The organism is Methylobacterium guangdongense (genome assembly GCF_038442355.1).
GTDB lineage: Bacteria > Pseudomonadota > Alphaproteobacteria > Rhizobiales > Beijerinckiaceae > Methylobacterium > Methylobacterium guangdongense.
Map to the genome: position 1 here is coordinate 229498 of NZ_JBBXMX010000005.1, position 15811 is coordinate 245308.

18 protein-coding genes are annotated in these 15811 nt (G+C 70.9%); 14 read left to right on the forward strand and 4 right to left on the reverse strand.

Annotated elements, in window-relative coordinates; all coding sequences use genetic code 11:
• Positions 1-32: 32 nt before the first annotated feature.
• On the forward strand, positions 33-2177 hold the full coding sequence (locus tag AAHG09_RS12985) for a sodium-translocating pyrophosphatase (RefSeq protein WP_342107691.1): 2145 nt from the start codon (positions 33-35) through the stop codon (positions 2175-2177).
• Between the two features lie 54 nt (positions 2178-2231).
• On the opposite strand, the gene AAHG09_RS12990 is transcribed toward AAHG09_RS12985, so the two are convergent.
• Positions 2232-2624 (reverse strand): type II toxin-antitoxin system RelE/ParE family toxin, encoded by a 393-nt coding sequence (locus tag AAHG09_RS12990; protein ID WP_342107692.1) that lies wholly within the window; start codon positions 2622-2624, stop codon positions 2232-2234.
• Positions 2614-2883, reverse strand: coding sequence for a type II toxin-antitoxin system ParD family antitoxin (locus tag AAHG09_RS12995; protein WP_342107693.1), 270 nt, complete (start codon positions 2881-2883; stop codon positions 2614-2616). Before AAHG09_RS12995 ends, AAHG09_RS12990 begins: the two co-directional genes overlap by 11 nt.
• A 228-nt stretch (positions 2884-3111) precedes the next feature.
• Here AAHG09_RS12995 and AAHG09_RS13000 point away from each other — a divergent pair, with 228 nt between their 5' ends.
• From AAHG09_RS13000 to AAHG09_RS13010, 3 genes are all read left to right on the forward strand, one after another.
• The gene (locus tag AAHG09_RS13000; RefSeq protein WP_342107694.1) at positions 3112-4203 is read left to right on the forward strand and encodes an alkene reductase; all 1092 of its coding nucleotides are present in this window, start codon (positions 3112-3114) and stop codon (positions 4201-4203) included.
• A 187-nt stretch (positions 4204-4390) separates the two neighbouring features.
• Entirely contained in the window at positions 4391-6304 is a 1914-nt protein-coding gene (locus AAHG09_RS13005; RefSeq protein WP_342107695.1) for a PAS domain S-box protein, read from the forward strand.
• A gap of 1 nt (position 6305) precedes the next feature.
• Entirely contained in the window at positions 6306-7025 is a 720-nt protein-coding gene (locus AAHG09_RS13010; protein WP_342107696.1) for an HAD hydrolase-like protein, read from the forward strand.
• Here AAHG09_RS13010 and AAHG09_RS13015 read toward each other — a convergent pair.
• Positions 6962-7459: an outer membrane protein assembly factor BamE gene (locus AAHG09_RS13015; protein WP_342107697.1), complete on the reverse strand. Its 498-nt coding sequence runs from the start codon at positions 7457-7459 to the stop codon at positions 6962-6964. The two genes, AAHG09_RS13010 and AAHG09_RS13015, sit on opposite strands and share 64 nt — an antisense overlap.
• Positions 7460-7644: 185 nt before the next feature.
• On the opposite strand from AAHG09_RS13015, the gene AAHG09_RS13020 reads away from it, so the two are divergent.
• The 5 genes from AAHG09_RS13020 (at position 7645) to AAHG09_RS13040 (ending at position 11459) form a co-directional block, all read left to right on the forward strand.
• On the forward strand, positions 7645-8208 hold the full coding sequence (locus AAHG09_RS13020; RefSeq protein ID WP_342107800.1) for a ubiquinol-cytochrome C chaperone family protein: 564 nt from the start codon (positions 7645-7647) through the stop codon (positions 8206-8208).
• Positions 8205-8732, forward strand: a complete 528-nt coding sequence (locus tag AAHG09_RS13025) for a YceD family protein (RefSeq protein WP_342107698.1) — start codon at positions 8205-8207, stop codon at positions 8730-8732. Before AAHG09_RS13020 ends, AAHG09_RS13025 begins: the two co-directional genes overlap by 4 nt.
• Before the next feature lie 123 nt (positions 8733-8855).
• Entirely contained in the window at positions 8856-9890 is a 1035-nt protein-coding gene (gene plsX, locus AAHG09_RS13030; protein WP_342107699.1) for a phosphate acyltransferase PlsX, read from the forward strand.
• A gap of 81 nt (positions 9891-9971) precedes the next feature.
• Positions 9972-10979 carry a beta-ketoacyl-ACP synthase III gene (locus AAHG09_RS13035; RefSeq protein ID WP_342107700.1) on the forward strand — a complete coding sequence of 336 codons (1008 nt, stop codon included), beginning with the start codon at positions 9972-9974 and terminating at the stop codon, positions 10977-10979.
• Between the two features lie 156 nt (positions 10980-11135).
• Positions 11136-11459 (forward strand): integration host factor subunit alpha, encoded by a 324-nt coding sequence (locus AAHG09_RS13040; RefSeq protein WP_244003550.1) that lies wholly within the window; start codon positions 11136-11138, stop codon positions 11457-11459.
• 304 nt (positions 11460-11763) lie between these two features.
• On the opposite strand, the gene AAHG09_RS13045 is transcribed toward AAHG09_RS13040, so the two are convergent.
• Positions 11764-12345, reverse strand: a complete 582-nt coding sequence (locus AAHG09_RS13045) for a carboxymuconolactone decarboxylase family protein (protein ID WP_342107701.1) — start codon at positions 12343-12345, stop codon at positions 11764-11766.
• Positions 12346-12428: 83 nt separating this feature from the next.
• On the opposite strand from AAHG09_RS13045, the gene AAHG09_RS13050 reads away from it, so the two are divergent.
• From AAHG09_RS13050 to AAHG09_RS13070, 5 genes are all read left to right on the forward strand, one after another.
• The gene (locus AAHG09_RS13050) at positions 12429-13229 is read left to right on the forward strand and encodes an SDR family NAD(P)-dependent oxidoreductase (protein WP_342107801.1); all 801 of its coding nucleotides are present in this window, start codon (positions 12429-12431) and stop codon (positions 13227-13229) included.
• A gap of 17 nt (positions 13230-13246) precedes the next feature.
• Complete coding sequence (locus AAHG09_RS13055; RefSeq protein WP_342107702.1) at positions 13247-14371, forward strand: hypothetical protein; 1125 nt, start codon at positions 13247-13249, stop codon at positions 14369-14371.
• A complete protein-coding gene (locus tag AAHG09_RS13060) occupies positions 14368-14835 on the forward strand; it encodes an NUDIX hydrolase (protein WP_342107703.1) in 468 nt (155 codons plus the stop codon). Before AAHG09_RS13055 ends, AAHG09_RS13060 begins: the two co-directional genes overlap by 4 nt.
• On the forward strand, positions 14832-15290 hold the full coding sequence (locus tag AAHG09_RS13065; protein ID WP_342107704.1) for a TIGR02301 family protein: 459 nt from the start codon (positions 14832-14834) through the stop codon (positions 15288-15290). The genes AAHG09_RS13060 and AAHG09_RS13065 overlap by 4 nt, the downstream gene beginning before the upstream one ends.
• A gap of 171 nt (positions 15291-15461) precedes the next feature.
• Complete coding sequence (locus AAHG09_RS13070; RefSeq protein ID WP_091720156.1) at positions 15462-15716, forward strand: hypothetical protein; 255 nt, start codon at positions 15462-15464, stop codon at positions 15714-15716.
• Positions 15717-15811: the final 95 nt, after the last annotated feature.

Consider the following 15811-nt stretch of genomic DNA (forward strand, 5'->3'; position numbering starts at 1 on the left):
ACGCCAGGCACGATAATGACAAGGACGGTCGAATGATTCCCTTGCTTCTGATCATCGTGGGCGGGCTCTGCGCCGTCGCCTACGGCATCGTGACGATTCTCGACGTGATGCGGCGTGACGCCGGCACACAGCGCATGCAGGAGATCGCCGCCGCCATCGCGGAGGGCGCACAGGCCTATCTCCGGCGGCAATACACGACCATCGGCCTCGTCGGCGTGGTGCTGTTCGTGCTGCTCGCCGTGTTCCTCGGGATCAAGGTCGCCATCGGCTTCCTGATCGGCGCCGTGCTGTCGGGCGCGGCGGGCTTCATCGGCATGAACGTCTCGGTGCGGGCCAACGTGCGCACCGCCCAGGCCGCCTCGACCTCGCTGGGCGGCGGCCTCGACGTGGCCTTCCGGTCGGGGGCCGTGACCGGGATGCTGGTCGCCGGCCTCGCGCTGCTCGGCGTCGCCCTCTACTACCTGTTCCTCACCCGCGGCGCCCATCTCGACCCGTCGAGCCGCGAGGTGATCGACGCGCTGGTGGCGCTCGGCTTCGGCGCCTCGCTGATCTCGATCTTCGCCCGCCTCGGCGGCGGCATCTTCACCAAGGGCGCGGATGTCGGCGGCGACCTCGTCGGCAAGGTCGAGGCCGGCATCCCGGAGGACGATCCGCGCAACCCCGCCACCATCGCCGACAACGTGGGCGACAATGTCGGCGACTGCGCCGGCATGGCGGCCGACCTGTTCGAGACCTACGCGGTGACGATCGTCGCCACCATGGTGCTGGCCGCGATCTTCTTCTCCGGCCCCACCGGCAGCGGCCGGGACGTGCTGGAACCGATGATGCTCTATCCGCTCGCCATCGGGGCGGCCTGCATCGTCACCTCGATCGCCGGCACCTACGCGGTGCGGCTCGGCGCCAATCAGTCGATCATGGGGGCGCTGTACAAGGGTCTGATCACTGCGGGCGTGCTCTCGATCGCGGCGATCGCCATCGTCAACATGACGCTGCTCGGCGGCTTCTCGACCACCTTCACCACCTCGACCGGCGTCACCTTCACCTCGGCCGGCCTGTTCGGCTGCGCGGTGATCGGGCTCGCCATCACGGCGCTGATCGTGGTGATCACCGAGTACTACACGGGCACCAACTTCCGCCCGGTGAAGTCGATCGCCGACGCGTCGGTGACCGGCCACGGCACCAACGTGATTCAGGGGCTGGCGATCTCGCTCGAATCGACGGCGTTGCCCGCCATCGTGATCGTGGCCGGCATCATCAGCACCTACGCGCTCGCCGGCCTGTTCGGCATCGCCATCGCGGTCACCGCCATGCTGGCGCTCGCGGGCTTCATCGTGGCGCTCGACGCCTTCGGGCCGGTCACCGACAACGCGGGCGGCATCGCCGAGATGGCGGGCCTGCCCTCAGAGGTGCGCAAGTCGACCGACGCCCTCGACGCGGTCGGCAACACCACCAAGGCGGTGACCAAGGGCTACGCGATCGGCTCGGCGGGCCTCGGCGCGCTGGTGCTGTTTGCCGCCTACACGTCGGACCTGAACTACTTCATCGCCAATGCGAGCCCGACGCAGTACCGCTTCTTCCAGGGGGTCAGCGTCGATTTCTCGCTGTCCAACCCGTACGTGGTGGTGGGCTTGCTCCTCGGCGGCCTGATCCCGTTCCTGTTCGCCGGCATCGCCATGACGGCGGTAGGGCGCGCGGCGGGCGCGGTGGTGGAGGAGGTCCGGCGCCAGTTCCGGGAGAAGCCCGGGATCATGCAGGGCACCGACCGGCCCGACTACGGCCGGGCCGTGGATATGCTGACCCGCGCGGCCATCAAGGAGATGATCGTCCCCTCGTTGCTGCCGGTGCTCTCGCCGGTGGTGCTGTTCTTCGTGATCCAGCTCATCGCCGGCAAGAGCCAGGCCTTCGCCACGGTGGGGGCGAGCCTGCTCGGGGTGATCCTGACCGGCCTCTACGTGGCGATCTCGATGACCTCGGGCGGTGGCGCCTGGGACAACGCCAAGAAGTACATCGAGGATGGCCACCACGGCGGCAAGGGCTCGGACGCCCACAAGGCGGCGGTGACCGGCGACACGGTGGGCGATCCCTACAAGGACACGGCGGGCCCCGCCGTGAACCCGGCGATCAAGATCACCAACATCATCGCCCTGCTGTTGCTGGCGGTGCTGGCGCATAGCTGAGGGTGCCGGCCGCGGCAGGATCTTTGGGTCCCGCCGCGGCCATGCGGTGAGGCCTTAGCCCTCGGGCGAGCTGGGATCATTCCCGCACGAATCGTCCGGATGGCGCTCGGAGATGAGCCTGGGGCGCGGCTCCATCCGCTCGTGCAGAACCCGGAGGATCACGACCTCGCTCCCGAACTCCACGCGGTCCACGATCGTGAAATACAGAACATGGGATGCGCTCCGCTTCCGGTCGCTCGCCAGGGCGATATGAAAGGAGCGCACGCCGGCCACGAGGTCCGACCGGTCCTTGGATGACGGGCGCTCCGGCTCATCGGCAATCAGACCGATCGCCCGATCGATCAACGCAGCGTAGATCCGCACTTGGCGCGGGCCGAACGCGCGAAGCGTCTCCTGGAGAAGATGCTTGAGGTCGTCGTCGGCCCGTTGCGTGAGCCTATGACGCATGCCCGGATGCCCGGATCACGTCGTGTGCGATATCGATGGCCGTCCGGCTGCTGAAGCGCTCCGCTTGCGCGTCGGCCAAGCCGGCCTCGATCGCGCGTTTCAGGATGTCGCGTTTCTCGATCTCGACGGCACGCTCCTGTTCGAGCAGGCGCAGGCTGTCCTGAACCACCTCGCTGGCCGAGGCGTAACGTCCGGATTTCACGAGCGCATCCACGAAGGCCAGCATCTGCGGCGAGAGGCTTACGTTCACGGTGGCCATCGTGCATCTCCTCACGGCATCAGAGGCGGGATCGCCAGGTCTTGTCAACGCGAGCACGGACCCGGAGGCGACACGTCTGGACCAAGCGCTGTAGCCGATTCGCCATGTGCGCCTCCGCACGACGCCGCCGTCCCGGGTGCGCTGCACCTTGGCATCGCCGCGCCGCAGCGCCACCTCGGCGCGTGAACGAACCGGATGCGGCGCGGCCGCACCAGCACGAGGTATCCCATGCCGTCCCTGCTCGACCCGATCCGCATTGGCGCCATCGAGGCGAAGAACCGGATCTTCATGGCCCCGCTCACCCGCGGCCGCGGCACCCGCGAGCACGTGCCGACCCCGATCATGGCCGAGTACTACGCCCAGCGCGCCGGCGCCGGCCTGATCCTCACCGAGGCCACCGGCATCTCCCAGGAGGGCCTCGGCTGGCCCTACGCGCCGGGCATCTGGTCGGACGCGCAGGTCGATGCGTGGCGGCCGATCGTGAAGGCGGTCCACGACAAGGGCGGCAAGATCGTCTGCCAGATCTGGCACATGGGTCGGATGGTCCATCCGGACTTCCTCGGCGGCGCGAAGCCGGTCTCGTCCTCCGCCACCACGGCGCCGGATCAGGCCCACACCTACGAAGGCAAGAAGCCCTACGCCGAGGCCCGGGCCCTCGAAGTTGATGAGATTCCGCGCCTGCTCGCCGATTACGAGCGCGCCACCGCCAACGCCCTGGCCGCCGGCTTCGACGGCGTGCAGATCCACGCGGCGAACGGCTACCTGATCGACGAATTCCTGCGCGACGGCACCAACCACCGCAGCGACTCGTACGGCGGTTCGATCGAGAACCGGGTGCGGCTGCTGCGCGAGGTGACCGAGGCGGTGTCCAAGGTCGCGGGGTCCGAGCGCACCGGCGTGCGCCTGTCGCCGAACGGCGCGATCCAGGGCTGCAACGATTCGAACCCCGAGCCGCTGTTCGTGGCCGCCGCCCAGGCGCTGGCCGATCTCGACATCGCCTTCCTGGAGATGCGCGAGCCGGGTCCGGACGGCACCTTCGGCAAGGCCGATCATCCGCCGATCGCCCCGGCGATGCGGCGCGTGTTCCGCAACCCGATGATCCTCAACGCCGATTATGACGGCATCAGCGGCCAGAAGGCGCTGGATGCCGGCGAGGCCGACGCGATCGCGTTCGGGCGGACCTTCATCGCCAATCCCGATCTCGTCGAGCGAATCGCCAAGGGCGCGCCGCTCAACACGGACGAGGCCGCCACCTGGTACAGCCAGGGGCCGAAGGGCTACATCGACTATCCGACCCTCGGGGAGTCCCGCGCCGCGTAAGGCGCCGCCGCGATCGGCTGCCGCGCCCCTCACGGGCGCGGCCATAAGGGATTGACCGGTCCCGGATCGCTTCCGGAAGCAACCCTAAGTTTTCAGATTCCGCCTGCTCCGGGACCGGATCGGTGTCTCCGTCCGCACTGCGCGCCCTAGGCAGAGGAACCCAACAGGCCTATGTGACGGCGGAACCATGGATGTGCCGTCACCTCACGCGCTTGCGGCTCCCCAACCGACCGGTGGCGCCTGGAGCACCGCGCACCGGATCGCGGAACTGCGCGACCTCGCGATCCTCGATACGGAGCCCGAGCCGCTCTACGACGATCTCGTCCGGGTCGCCGCCCATGTCTGCCGCGTGCCGGTCGCCCTCGTCAGCCTCGTGGATGCCGAGCGGCAATGGTTCAAGTCGGAGGTCGGGCTCGGCAAGCGCGAATTGCCGATCAATTGCTCCGTCTGTGCCCACACGATCGCGTCCGGCAGCCTGCTCGTCATCCCCGATCTGACCGCCGATCCGCGGACCGTCGAGAATCCGCTGGTCACCGGGCCCGAGGGGTTCCGCTTCTACGCCGGCGCGGTGATCCAGGGCGGCCAGGGTATCCCCCTCGGCGCCCTCTGTGTGCTGGACCGGGCGCCGCGGCCCGGGGGGCTCGATTCGGAGCAGACGGCGACCCTCGCCGCCCTGGCACGGCAGATCTCCAGCCTGCTGGAGCACCGCCGGACCCTGGCCCATGTGGCGAGCCGGGAGGCGGAACTCGCCGCCAGCGAGCGCCGCTTCCGGGTGATGACCTCGGCGATGCCCCAGATGGTCTGGACCACCCGGCCGGACGGATTCCACGATTACTACAACGACCGCTGGTACGAGTTCACCGGCGTGCCCCACGGCACCACCGACGGCGAGGGCTGGAACGACGTGTTCCATCGCGACGATCAGGAGCGGGCCTGGGCGCGCTGGCGCCACTCGCTGGCCACCGGCGAGCCCTACGAGATCGAATATCGCCTGCGCCACCACAGCGGCGCGTACCGCTGGACGCTCGGCCGCGCCATGCCGATCCGCGACGCGGCGGGGCGGATCGAGCGCTGGTTCGGCACCTGCACCGATATCGACGACCTGAAGCGGGCCGAGGCCGAGGCGCGCAAGCTCGCCGCCATCGTGGAGACCTCGAAGGACTTCATCGGCCTGTGCACCCTGGACGGCGCGGTCACCCATCTCAACGAGGCCGCGCTCGCCCTCGTCGGCCTGCCCGATCTCGCCGCCGCCCGCCGCCACCGGATGCGCGACTTCTTCACCGAGGACAGCCGCCGCATCCTGGACGGGACCGCGATGCCGGCGATGCGCCGGGACGGGTTCTGGGAGGGCGAATTGGCCTTCCGGCATTTCGGCACGGGCGACCCCGTGGCGGTGCTCTACAACATCTTCCCGGTGCGCGATCCGACCGGGGCCGAGGTCGGCTACGCCACCGTCACCCGCGACCTGCGCGAGGCCAAGCGCGCCGAGGAGGCCCGCGACCTGCTGATCCGCGAGCTGTCGCACCGGATCAAGAACATCTTCGCGGTGGTCGGCGGTTTGGCCGCGCTCACCGCCCGGAGCGACCCCGCGGCCCAGCCCTTCGCCAAGGCGTTCCGCGAACGGCTCGGCGCCCTGGCGCGGGCCCACGAATATGTCCGGCCGCATTCCCCCGACAGCGCCCCCGCGGTGGCGGGCCAGACCGTGCTCGGCCTGATGCGCCTGATCATGGCCGCCTACGAGGAGGGCGGACAGGCCCGGGTCGCGATCTCCGGGGACGATGCCGAGATCGGCGAGCGCACCGCGACCGCCCTGGCGCTGATCATGCACGAGCAGGCCACCAACGCGATGAAATACGGCGGCCTCTCCACCAAGGAGGGCGGCGTCTCCCTGAGCGGGCTGCGGGAAGCGGGGCGCTACACCCTGATCTGGCGGGAGGCCGGCGGTCCCCCGGTCACCGGTACGCCCTCCCGGAAGGGATTCGGCACGGTGCTGGCTGAACGCAGCGTCGCCGGCCAGCTCGACGGCGTGCTGGAGCACGATTGGACGCCCGGCGGCCTCCTGATGCGGCTCAGCGTGCCGATCGAGAATCTCCGGGCCTGAGATGGCCCGTCGGCCGGACGGCGCTCCGCCGCGCCTCGTCGTGCTCGATTTCGACGGGACCCTGGCCGACAGCTTCGACTGGTTCTGCTCGGTGATGAACGGCGTCGCCGCGCGCTACCGCTTCCGGCAGGTCGAGGCGCACGAGGTCGAAGGCCTACGCCTCCAGGGCGCCCGCGCCATCGTGGGCTATCTCGGCATCCCGCGCTGGAAGCTGCCGCTGATCGCCCGCCACATGCACCATCTCGCGGCCCGCGACGCGGCGCAGATCGCGCTGTTTCCGGGTGTGCCCGAGATGCTGGCCGGCCTCGGGCAGGCCGGCGTACCGATGGCGGTCCTGTCGTCGAATCGGGCCGATACGGTGCGGCGCGTGCTCGGGCCGGACAATGCCGCCCGGATCGACGCCTATGCCTGCGGGGCTTCGCTGTTCGGCAAGGCGCGGCGCCTACGGAAGCTTCTGGCGCGCCGGGGCGTGGCACCCGCGCAGGCCCTGTGCATCGGCGACGAGATCCGCGATCTGGAAGCGGCCCGGGCCGTCGGCTGCCCGTTCGGCGCGGTGGCGTGGGGCTACACGGATCCGCAGGCGCTCGCGGCGCAGGGCCCCGACCACCTGTTCTCGGAGCCCGGCGAGATCGCCCGCCTGCTGGCGGGCGCCCCGGGTCACATGCCGCGGTTGGCGCCCGGCACGACGCTGGTGCCCTTGCCGCTGCCGAACGGCTCGTAGCGGGTCAGGCCGCGGAACAGCTGGCTGAGGAAGGCCCGGTCGGCGCCGCTCGTCGGCGTGGTGCGCTCGATGAAGTCGAAGATACGCCCGTCCTGCAGGCCGTAGAGCGCGACGCGCTCGACCTTGAAGGCGGGGGTGAAGTAGACGGCCGTGACCTTCTGGTCCTCGACCTGCTCGCCCAAGAACATGATCGTGCGGCGGGTGTTCTGGGAGATGTAGTACCAGGACTTGTTGCCCACCGTGGACACCGTGGAGGGCGTGCCGAGGATCTGCAGCACCTGCTCGGGGCTCATGCCGGGCTTGATCGTGGCGAGCGCCGCCTGATCGACCTGGTAGCCGTGGCGCAGCTCCTCGCCGATGCAGCCGGACAGGCCGGCTCCCGCGAGCCCGACCAGGGCGAGGCGCGCGAAGGACTGGACGAGACGGCGCCGCATCGGGCCCCCATGAAGCATGTGGACGAACAACGTGTGCACGGACGGGGCGCAACCGATGCCGCCGGCACGGAATTCCGGCGACGCTTGCGCCCTGGGCGTGGGTTGCCGTACCGCGGGGTTATGGCTTTGACAAGGCAAGCTTGGCCACACTTCCCGGCAGCTTGGCACCGAGGGGCGTGGCACCGATGATCGCGGGACTGTTCCGACGGGCGAATGCGCGGCGGCAGGCCGTCGAGGGCCTGCACGTGGCGCTCAGCATGGCGGCCCGCCGCCCGGGCCTCTACACGGGCCTCGGCGTGCCCGACACCGTGGAGGGCCGATTCGAGGCCCTGTGCCTGCACGCCATCCTGGTGCTGCGCCGGCTGAACCGTCTGCCGGCCCCGGCCGCCGAGGTGGCGCAGGATCTCGTGAATTCCGTCTTCACCCAGCTCGACGCGTCCCTGCGCGAGCTCGGCGTCGGCGACATGGGCGTGGGGAAGCGGATGAAGAAGCTCGGCGCCGCCTTCTACGGCCGGGCCACGGGCTACGACGCGGCCCTGGACGCGGGCGACACGCAGGCCCTGCGCGCGGTGCTCGTCCGCAACGTGCTCGGCGGCGAAGGCGACGGGGCGGGGCTGGCGGCCTACGTGCAGGCCGCCGACGAAACGCTGACCGGCGCGGATCTCGACACCCTGCTCGGGGCCGGGCCGCCTTTCCCGGAGCCGGACGGCTTCGCGCCGGACCGGAAAGCAGAAGGAGCCATCGCATGAGCCGGGACAGCCGCCGGGAGAACGGCCAGGACAGCTTTCCGCTCGCGCGCTGGGTCAATGTCGAGCGCCTGCCCCAGGGGCGCGGCGCCGTCACCGTGGAGGCGAGCCCGGCCGAATGCGCGGCGTTGGCCGCCGACTTCAAGATCCCGGGCATCCGCGACCTCGTCGGGCACTTCGCCATCTCGGGCCCCACCAGCCGCCTCACCGTGACCGGCACCGTGGAGGCGCTGGTGACGCAGGTCTGCACCGTCAGCCTCGAACCGTTCGAGGCGCCGGTCCGCGAGCCGGTGGAGGTGGTGTTCACCGACACCGATCAGCTCGCCGGCACCGACGCGGAGGATGCCGACATCCCCGATCCGCTGGTCGGCGGGCGCATCGATTTCGGCGCGCTCACCGCCGAGTTCCTGGCGCTCGGCCTCGATCCGTATCCGCGCAAGCCCGGCCTCGCCTTCGAGCCGGTGGTGGTGGGGGAGGATGCGGGTCCGCTCGCCGGCCTGGCCAAGCTGCGCGACGGAGAAGCCTGACAGCGGGAACCGTCCGGCGGCCGATTTCATTTGCCCGCCGGGCCGGTATCGCTATGGTCCGCCGCGCCCGGCGGGGCCTCGCCCGCCTTGTCCCCCCGCCGAGATCCGCGACCCGCTACCGACATGTCCCAACGCGTGTGCATCTCGCTCGACGCCATGGGCGGCGACCACGGGCCCTCCACGGTCGTGCCCGGCGCCGCCCTGGCTCGCGAGCGCCATCCCGACACCACCTTCCTGATGTTCGGCGACGAGGCGGTGATCGCCCCGCTCGTCGCCAAGGAGCCCCGGCTCAAGGATTGCGTGGAGATCCGCCACACCAGCGTGGCCATCGCCATGGACGACAAGCCGAGCCAGGCGGTGCGCCAGGGGCGGGGCAAGTCCTCCATGTGGCAGGCCATCCAGGCGGTGCGCGACGGGCAGGCCCAGGCCTGCGTGTCGGCCGGCAACACCGGCGCCCTGATGGCCATGTCGAAGATCTGCCTGAAGACCATGTCGGGCATCGAGCGCCCGGCCATCGCCTGCCTGTGGCCGACCGTGCGCGGCGAGAGCATCGTGCTCGACGTCGGCGCCACCATCGGCACCGATGCCGAGCACCTCGTCGAGATGGCCGTGATGGGCTCCGCCATGGCGCGGATCGTGTTCGACCTCGACCGGCCGACCGTCGGCCTGCTCAACGTCGGCACCGAGGAGATGAAGGGCAACGAGGCGGTCAAGGAGGCCGCCCGGATGCTGCGCGAGATGGAGAACCCGGGGCTCGCCTATCACGGCTTCGTCGAGGGCACGGATCTCGGCCGCGGCACGGTCGACGTGGTGGTGACCGAGGGTTTCACGGGCAACATCGCCCTCAAGACCGCCGAGGGCACCGCCAAGCAGATCGGCACGTATCTGCGTGCCGCCATGACCCGGACCCTGTCGGCCAAGATCGGCGCGTTCTTCGCCCGGCACGCCTTCCGGGCGCTCAAGGACAAGATGAACCCGAGCCGGGCCAATGGCGGCGTGTTCCTCGGGCTGGAGGGCATCGTCATCAAGAGCCACGGCTCGGAGAACGCGCAGGGCTTCGCGGCGGCGATCGATCTGGCGCACGACATGGCCCGCCACGACATGATCCGCACGATCCGCGAGATGCTCGATCAGACGGCGGCCCTGGCGCCGGCCTGACGCCGGGCGGAATGGAAAGCGGACTGCTCCGGTGTCACGCCTGACGGTTGTGGCGTCGGAAGCAGTCCGGGAAGGACAGAGATGGCAACCCTCCGCACAGACCCCGATCAGAGCCGGCGGACCCCCGCCCTGCGCTCGGTGGTGGTCGGGACCGGCTCGTGCCTGCCCGAACGCGTGGTGACCAACGCCGATCTCGCCGAGCGGGTCGATACCTCCGACGAATGGATCGTCCAGCGCACCGGGATCCGCCAGCGGCACATCGCGTCAGCCGACGAGACCACCTCGGTGCTCGGGGCCCGCGCCGCCCGGGCGGCGCTCGACGATGCCGGGCTGACGGCCGACGACATCGATCTCGTGATCTGCGCGACCTCGACGCCGGATCACACCTTCCCGGCGACCGCTACCCAGATCCAGGCGGCTCTGGGCATCCACCAGGGGGCGGCCTTCGACCTGCAGGCGGTCTGTGCCGGCTTCGTGTTCGGAGTCTCGACCGCCGACAAGTTCCTGACCACCGGGGCGGCCCGCCGGGCGCTGGTGATCGGCGCCGAGACCTTCTCGCGGATCCTCGACTGGGAGGACCGCACCACCTGCGTGCTGTTCGGCGACGGGGCCGGCGCCATCGTGCTGGAGGCGCGGGACGACGCGGAGGGCCGGGGCGTGCTCAGCAGCAGCCTGCGCTCGGACGGGCGGCACCGCGAGAAGCTCTACGTCAACGGCGGTCCGGGCTCGACCGGCACCGTGGGCCACCTGCGCATGGAGGGGCGCGACGTGTTCCGCTTCGCCGTGGGCCAGGTCACCGACGTGATCGTCGAGGCCTTCGCGCAGGCCGGCCTCGCGGCCGACGACCTGACGTGGTTCGTGCCCCATCAGGCCAACCGGCGGATCATCGAGGCCTCGGCCGACAAGCTCGGGATCGCCCGCGAGAAGATCGTGCTGACGGTGGATCGCCACGGCAACACCTCGGCGGCCTCGATCCCGCTGGCCCTCGACGTGGCCCGGCGCGACGGACGCATCCAGGCGGGCGATCTGGTGATGATCGAGGCGATCGGCGGCGGCTTCAGCTGGGGGGCGGCGCTGATCCGCTGGTGACAGACCTGAAACAATTCGTTGCGCCCGCGCGGTTGACCGGGGGCGGAGCGCCGATTAGCGTGCCGGATCATAGGGATACGTCTTCAGCGTTCGGTGCGGCTGCGTTTCGCCGCACCCGGCGCCATGGGACGAGAGACGCGGGCGAGGGGAGACGGCATGGCAGGCAAGACGGTGACGCGCGCCGACTTGAGCGAGGCCGTCTACCATCAGGTGGGCCTGTCACGGACCGAGTCGGCCGCCCTGGTTGAGACGGTTCTGTCTGAGATCTGCAGCTGCCTGGCGAGCGGAGAGACGGTGAAGCTGTCCTCGTTCGGCTCCTTCGTGGTGCGCAGCAAGGGCAAGCGCGTCGGCCGCAACCCCAAGACCGGCGTCGAGGTGGCGATCGAGCCGCGTCAGGTGATGGTGTTCAAGCCCTCGAACGTGCTCAAGGCCAAGATCAACGGCCTCAACGGCGCGGACGGCCACGACGACGACGAGTGAGGTTTCTGCGCGGACCGGCATGGTGCCATGTCCTGCGACAGCGATGCCTTCTCCCAATGAGGCGCGTATCCCCTCGCCCCGCGTGCGGGGAGAGGCCCGCACGGACCTCGTCGTCCGTGCGGGAAGCGGAGGCGAAGCCGCAGCGGCGGTGAGGGGGCGATTCCGAACGAGACTCTCCTGAGCCGCCCCCTCACCTTCGGCTGCCGCCTCGCCGTGCTCCCCGACGAGGGGGAGACACGCCCCTCTCCTCGCAAGCGGGGCGAGGGGGAATTGCGGCCATCGTCGGCCGCAGGATCCGCGAAACCTATCCCACCAGCGGCGGCAGCGGCGCGGATTCTCCCTTCGGCACCGCCGTGCGGGCGACATTCATCGTCATGGCCAGCAGCGCGTAGTAGCCGTTGATCCCGGTGAGATCGATCACGCCCTGCTCGCCGAAGCGCGCCACGGCGGCCACGTAGGTGGCGTCGCTCACCGCGCGGTTCTGCGTAAGCTCCATCGAAAAATCGTAGGCCAGCGCCTCGTCGGCGCTCATCGTGTCGGGGCGGCGCCCCTCGGCCAGGGCCTGCGCGGTCTCGGGGGCGACCCCGGCCTTCAGGGCGATCGGATGATGGATCGCCCACTCCACCGGCTGGCTCCAGGCCCGGGCGACGATCAGGATTGTGAATTCGCTGAGGCGAAGCGGCAGGGCGCTGCCGTAGCGCAGGTAGAGCCCCATCCGGCTCGCACACTGCATCAACTCGGGGCTGCGCAGGAGCGGCACGAACGGGCCGAAGACCGGGACGCCGCGCTCGGCCTCGAAGGCCGCGGCGGCCTGGACTTGAGCCGGGGTCAGCCTGTCGGACGGGATCGCCGGCAAGCGGTCCGTGGTGTCGCGTTCCCCAGTCATCGCCGCCTTCCCTTTCCGCGCCGCAGCACGCTCTGGATTTCCGACCGCACTGCGCCTAGACCATTCAGGCTCACCGGCACGACCTGCGACCCGATCGCGATTCCGACACGCCAGCGAGGCTTACGGCTTTGGCCCTCCCCGTCAACGATCGCCGGCGCATCATGCTGCTCACGGGCGCGAGCCGGGGCATCGGCCACGCCACCGTGAAGCGCTTCTCGGCCGCGGGCTGGCGCGTGATCACCTGCTCGCGCCACGCCTTCCCGGAGAATTGCCCCTGGGAGATGGGACCCGAGGACCATCTCCAAGTCGATCTCGCGGACGCGCAGGATACGATGCGCGCCGTCGAGGAGGTCCGGGGCCGGCTCGCCGCCGAGGGCGGGGTGCTGCACGCGCTCGTCAACAATGCCGGGATCTCGCCCAAGGGTTCCGAGGGCGAGCGCCTGGGCGCCCTGGCCACCGAATTCGACACGTGGCAGCGGGTGTTCCAGGTCAACCTCTTCGCCACGATCCTGCTGGCCCGGGGCCTGCGCGAGGAACTCGCCCGGGCCAAGGGCTCGGTCGTCAACGTGACGTCGATCGCGGGCTCGCGGGTCCATCCCTTCGCGGGGGCGGCCTACGGCACCTCCAAGGCCGCGCTGGCCGGCCTGACCCGGGAGATGGCCGCCGATTTCGGCCCCCTCGGGGTGCGGGTGAACGCGATCTCGCCCGGCGAGATCGACACCTCGATCCTGTCGCCCGGCACCGAGAAGCTCGTGGAGCAGATCCCGCAGCGCCGGCTCGGCACGCCCGACGAGGTCGCCAAGGCGATCTACTTCCTGTGCACCGAGGCCTCCTCCTACGTGAACGGGGCCGAACTCCACATCAACGGCGGCCAGCACGTTTGACCGGAGCCCGTCTCTCCTTGGACGCGGATCACGCTGCGCGATCGGGCGGGCGGAGCCGGGCGCTCCTCCTGCTCCTGCTGCTCTGCGCGGCCCCCGCGGGTGCGCGGGCGGAGCCCGCGGTCCGGATCCTCGATCTGCCCTTCACGGTGCGGGCGCTGCGCGGCCCCCGCAGCGAGGTCGCGGTCTCGGTCGCGACCTCCGGCCTGCTGCCGATCGCCGGCGCGAAGACCGGCCATGAGGCGGGCGATGAGGAGAGCGCGCCGGTCGCCGTGGCCTGGGGCGACGAGGGCGGCGCCGTGCTGACGCTGGCGGACGGCACCATCACGGTGAAGCCGATCGGGCGCGAGGCCGTGGAGGGCCTGAGCGCCGCCGAGACGCCGCGGGGTGCCCTGCCGGGCACGCGGCGGGCCCTGTCGGGACCCGTGAGCGCCTATCTCACCGGCCGCACCCGCACCCCCGACGGCGGCGAGGCCGCCGCCGTCCTGACGATCCGCGAGCGCCAGCCGATGGCGGTCAGCACCGATCCGAAGCCGGTCCCGGTGGCCACCGCGACGGTGCCGGCGGGGGGCGAGGCGGTGTACGCGCCCCTGCGGCCGCGCCTGCTGCGCCTCGCCGGTCGCCCGGCCCTGCTGGCGGCGACCCTGTCGGGCACTGATTCGGGCGGGCTCGCGCTGATCACGCATCCGAGCGGCGGGGGAAGCTGGAGCGTCGCGGCGCGCACGCCGCCGCAGCCCGGCCCGCCCCTCAAGATCGCCGGCATCGCCGATTTTTCCGGATCCGGGGCGCTTCAGGCCGCGACGGTCAGCGCGAAAGGCCGGCTGCAGCTCTGGACGCTGCGACCCGACACGATCGAGGCCGCCGGGGACGCCGCAGGCTATGCGGCCGGCGCGGGTGATGCGGATCTTGCGGTCACAAATCCGGCGGGCGGCGCGCCGCCCGAGCTGGTGCTGCCGGTGGCGGGTCGGCCTGAGATCGCCCTGGTGTCCGCGAAGGGCACCCTGCACGAGCGCCTGCGCGTGACGCTGCCGGCACCCGTCACGACCGGCATCGTGGTCCTCGGCGAGGGGAATGCGGCGCGGCTGCTGGTCGGCCTCGCCGACGGACATGTGGCGGTCATCGCACCGGACGGGGGGACGCCGTGAGCGCGGAAGCCGACAGCCGCCTGTTCCCGGCGCGGCCCTTCGTGGGGGCCTCGATCGCGGTGATCCGGGACGAAAGGGTCCTGCTGGCGGCCCGGGCCAACGAGCCGATGCGCGGCGTCTGGACCCTGCCGGGCGGCCTCGTGGAGGCCGGCGAATCCCTGGCCGAGGCGGCGCTGCGCGAATTGTCGGAAGAGGTCGGCCTGGGCGCCGAGGTGGTCGGCGTGCTCTCGCCCACCGAGATCATCGTGCGCGACGAGGCCGGCCGCGCCCGGCACCATTACGTGGTCCATCCGCACGCCGCCCTCTGGCGCGGCGGCGAGCCGGTGGCCGGCCCGGAGGCGCTCGGCACCCGCTGGGCGACGCTCGATGAGGTCGCCACCCTGCCGACCACACCGGGCCTGATCGGCACCCTGCGCGAGGCGTTTGCGCGGATCGCCGCACGGGACGGGGAGGCGACGGCGTGAGGCGACCGGCCGCGATCCTGTGCCTGCTCGCGCTCCTGGCCGGGGCGGCTACCGCGCCGGCTTTGGCGCAGCAGCGCTCCGGACGGGCGCCCGCGCCCGCCAAGGAGACCGCGAAAGAAGCCCCCAAGGACGCGAACGCCCCGGCCGATAGCCCCGCCCCCTACGACCGCGACCTGATGCGCATGTCCGAGATCATCGGGGCGCTCGCCTTCCTGCGCGGCCTCTGCGCGGCGCCGGACGCCGCGGACTGGCCGGCCCGCATGAAGGCGCTGATCGAGTCCGAGGGCGTGACGCCGGCCCGCCGCGACCGGCTGGCCGGCGCCTACAACCGGGGCTACCGCGGCTACGCCTTGACCTACCGGGTCTGCACCCCGGCCGCCCACGAGGCCGCCGCCCGCTACGTGGCGGAGGGCGACAGGCTGTCGCATGCCCTGGCCGGTCGCTTCGGGGGGTGACGCCGAAGGGTGATGCACCCGCGACACACCCCGCCGCGATGCCGGCGAAGCATCGGATTTGAGCCCTCGCGTTAACCGATCCGAAATTCCCGGCTGGCCGAGCCGCCGGGACCCGCCTATCATCCGTTGGTCCACCGGGTCCTCGGCCCGGCGCAACGGAAGTATCGGGTCATGCAGCACATCTCTCAGACCGCTCCTCTCGAGGTCGATGTCGAGGAGAAGCGCGTCGCGCTGAGTTACGTCTCGGAAGCCTTCGCGGAAGGCTGTCTGGACGGGCTCGACGGAGATTGTATGGCCCAGGCCGCCCTGTTCGCGGCCTTCCAGGAACTGGTGATGACCTACGGTGAGGAAGCCACGGCCCGCTACGCGGAAGGATTCCCCGAGCGCATCCGCGGGGGTGCCTTCACCACGACGCTCCAGCATTGAGGTCCTGATCGCGCATGGTTGAGGCGCGGGCTGGGAGCGACTACCTCCCGGCTCGCTAAGCAGATTCGCGTTGGCTCGCCAACGCTTCATCCGCT

Coding starts and splice junctions, on each gene's coding strand:
- AAHG09_RS12985 (WP_342107691.1), top strand. CDS start 33: ATGATTCCCTTGCTTCTGATCATCGTGGGCGGGCTCTGCGCCGTCGCC.
- AAHG09_RS12990 (WP_342107692.1), bottom strand. CDS start 2,624: ATGCGTCATAGGCTCACGCAACGGGCCGACGACGACCTCAAGCATCTT.
- AAHG09_RS12995 (WP_342107693.1), bottom strand. CDS start 2,883: ATGGCCACCGTGAACGTAAGCCTCTCGCCGCAGATGCTGGCCTTCGTG.
- AAHG09_RS13000 (WP_342107694.1), top strand. CDS start 3,112: ATGCCGTCCCTGCTCGACCCGATCCGCATTGGCGCCATCGAGGCGAAG.
- AAHG09_RS13005 (WP_342107695.1), top strand. CDS start 4,391: ATGGATGTGCCGTCACCTCACGCGCTTGCGGCTCCCCAACCGACCGGT.
- AAHG09_RS13010 (WP_342107696.1), top strand. CDS start 6,306: ATGGCCCGTCGGCCGGACGGCGCTCCGCCGCGCCTCGTCGTGCTCGAT.
- AAHG09_RS13015 (WP_342107697.1), bottom strand. CDS start 7,459: ATGCGGCGCCGTCTCGTCCAGTCCTTCGCGCGCCTCGCCCTGGTCGGG.
- AAHG09_RS13020 (WP_342107800.1), top strand. CDS start 7,645: ATGATCGCGGGACTGTTCCGACGGGCGAATGCGCGGCGGCAGGCCGTC.
- AAHG09_RS13025 (WP_342107698.1), top strand. CDS start 8,205: ATGAGCCGGGACAGCCGCCGGGAGAACGGCCAGGACAGCTTTCCGCTC.
- plsX (WP_342107699.1), top strand. CDS start 8,856: ATGTCCCAACGCGTGTGCATCTCGCTCGACGCCATGGGCGGCGACCAC.
- AAHG09_RS13035 (WP_342107700.1), top strand. CDS start 9,972: ATGGCAACCCTCCGCACAGACCCCGATCAGAGCCGGCGGACCCCCGCC.
- AAHG09_RS13040 (WP_244003550.1), top strand. CDS start 11,136: ATGGCAGGCAAGACGGTGACGCGCGCCGACTTGAGCGAGGCCGTCTAC.
- AAHG09_RS13045 (WP_342107701.1), bottom strand. CDS start 12,345: ATGACTGGGGAACGCGACACCACGGACCGCTTGCCGGCGATCCCGTCC.
- AAHG09_RS13070 (WP_091720156.1), top strand. CDS start 15,462: ATGCAGCACATCTCTCAGACCGCTCCTCTCGAGGTCGATGTCGAGGAG.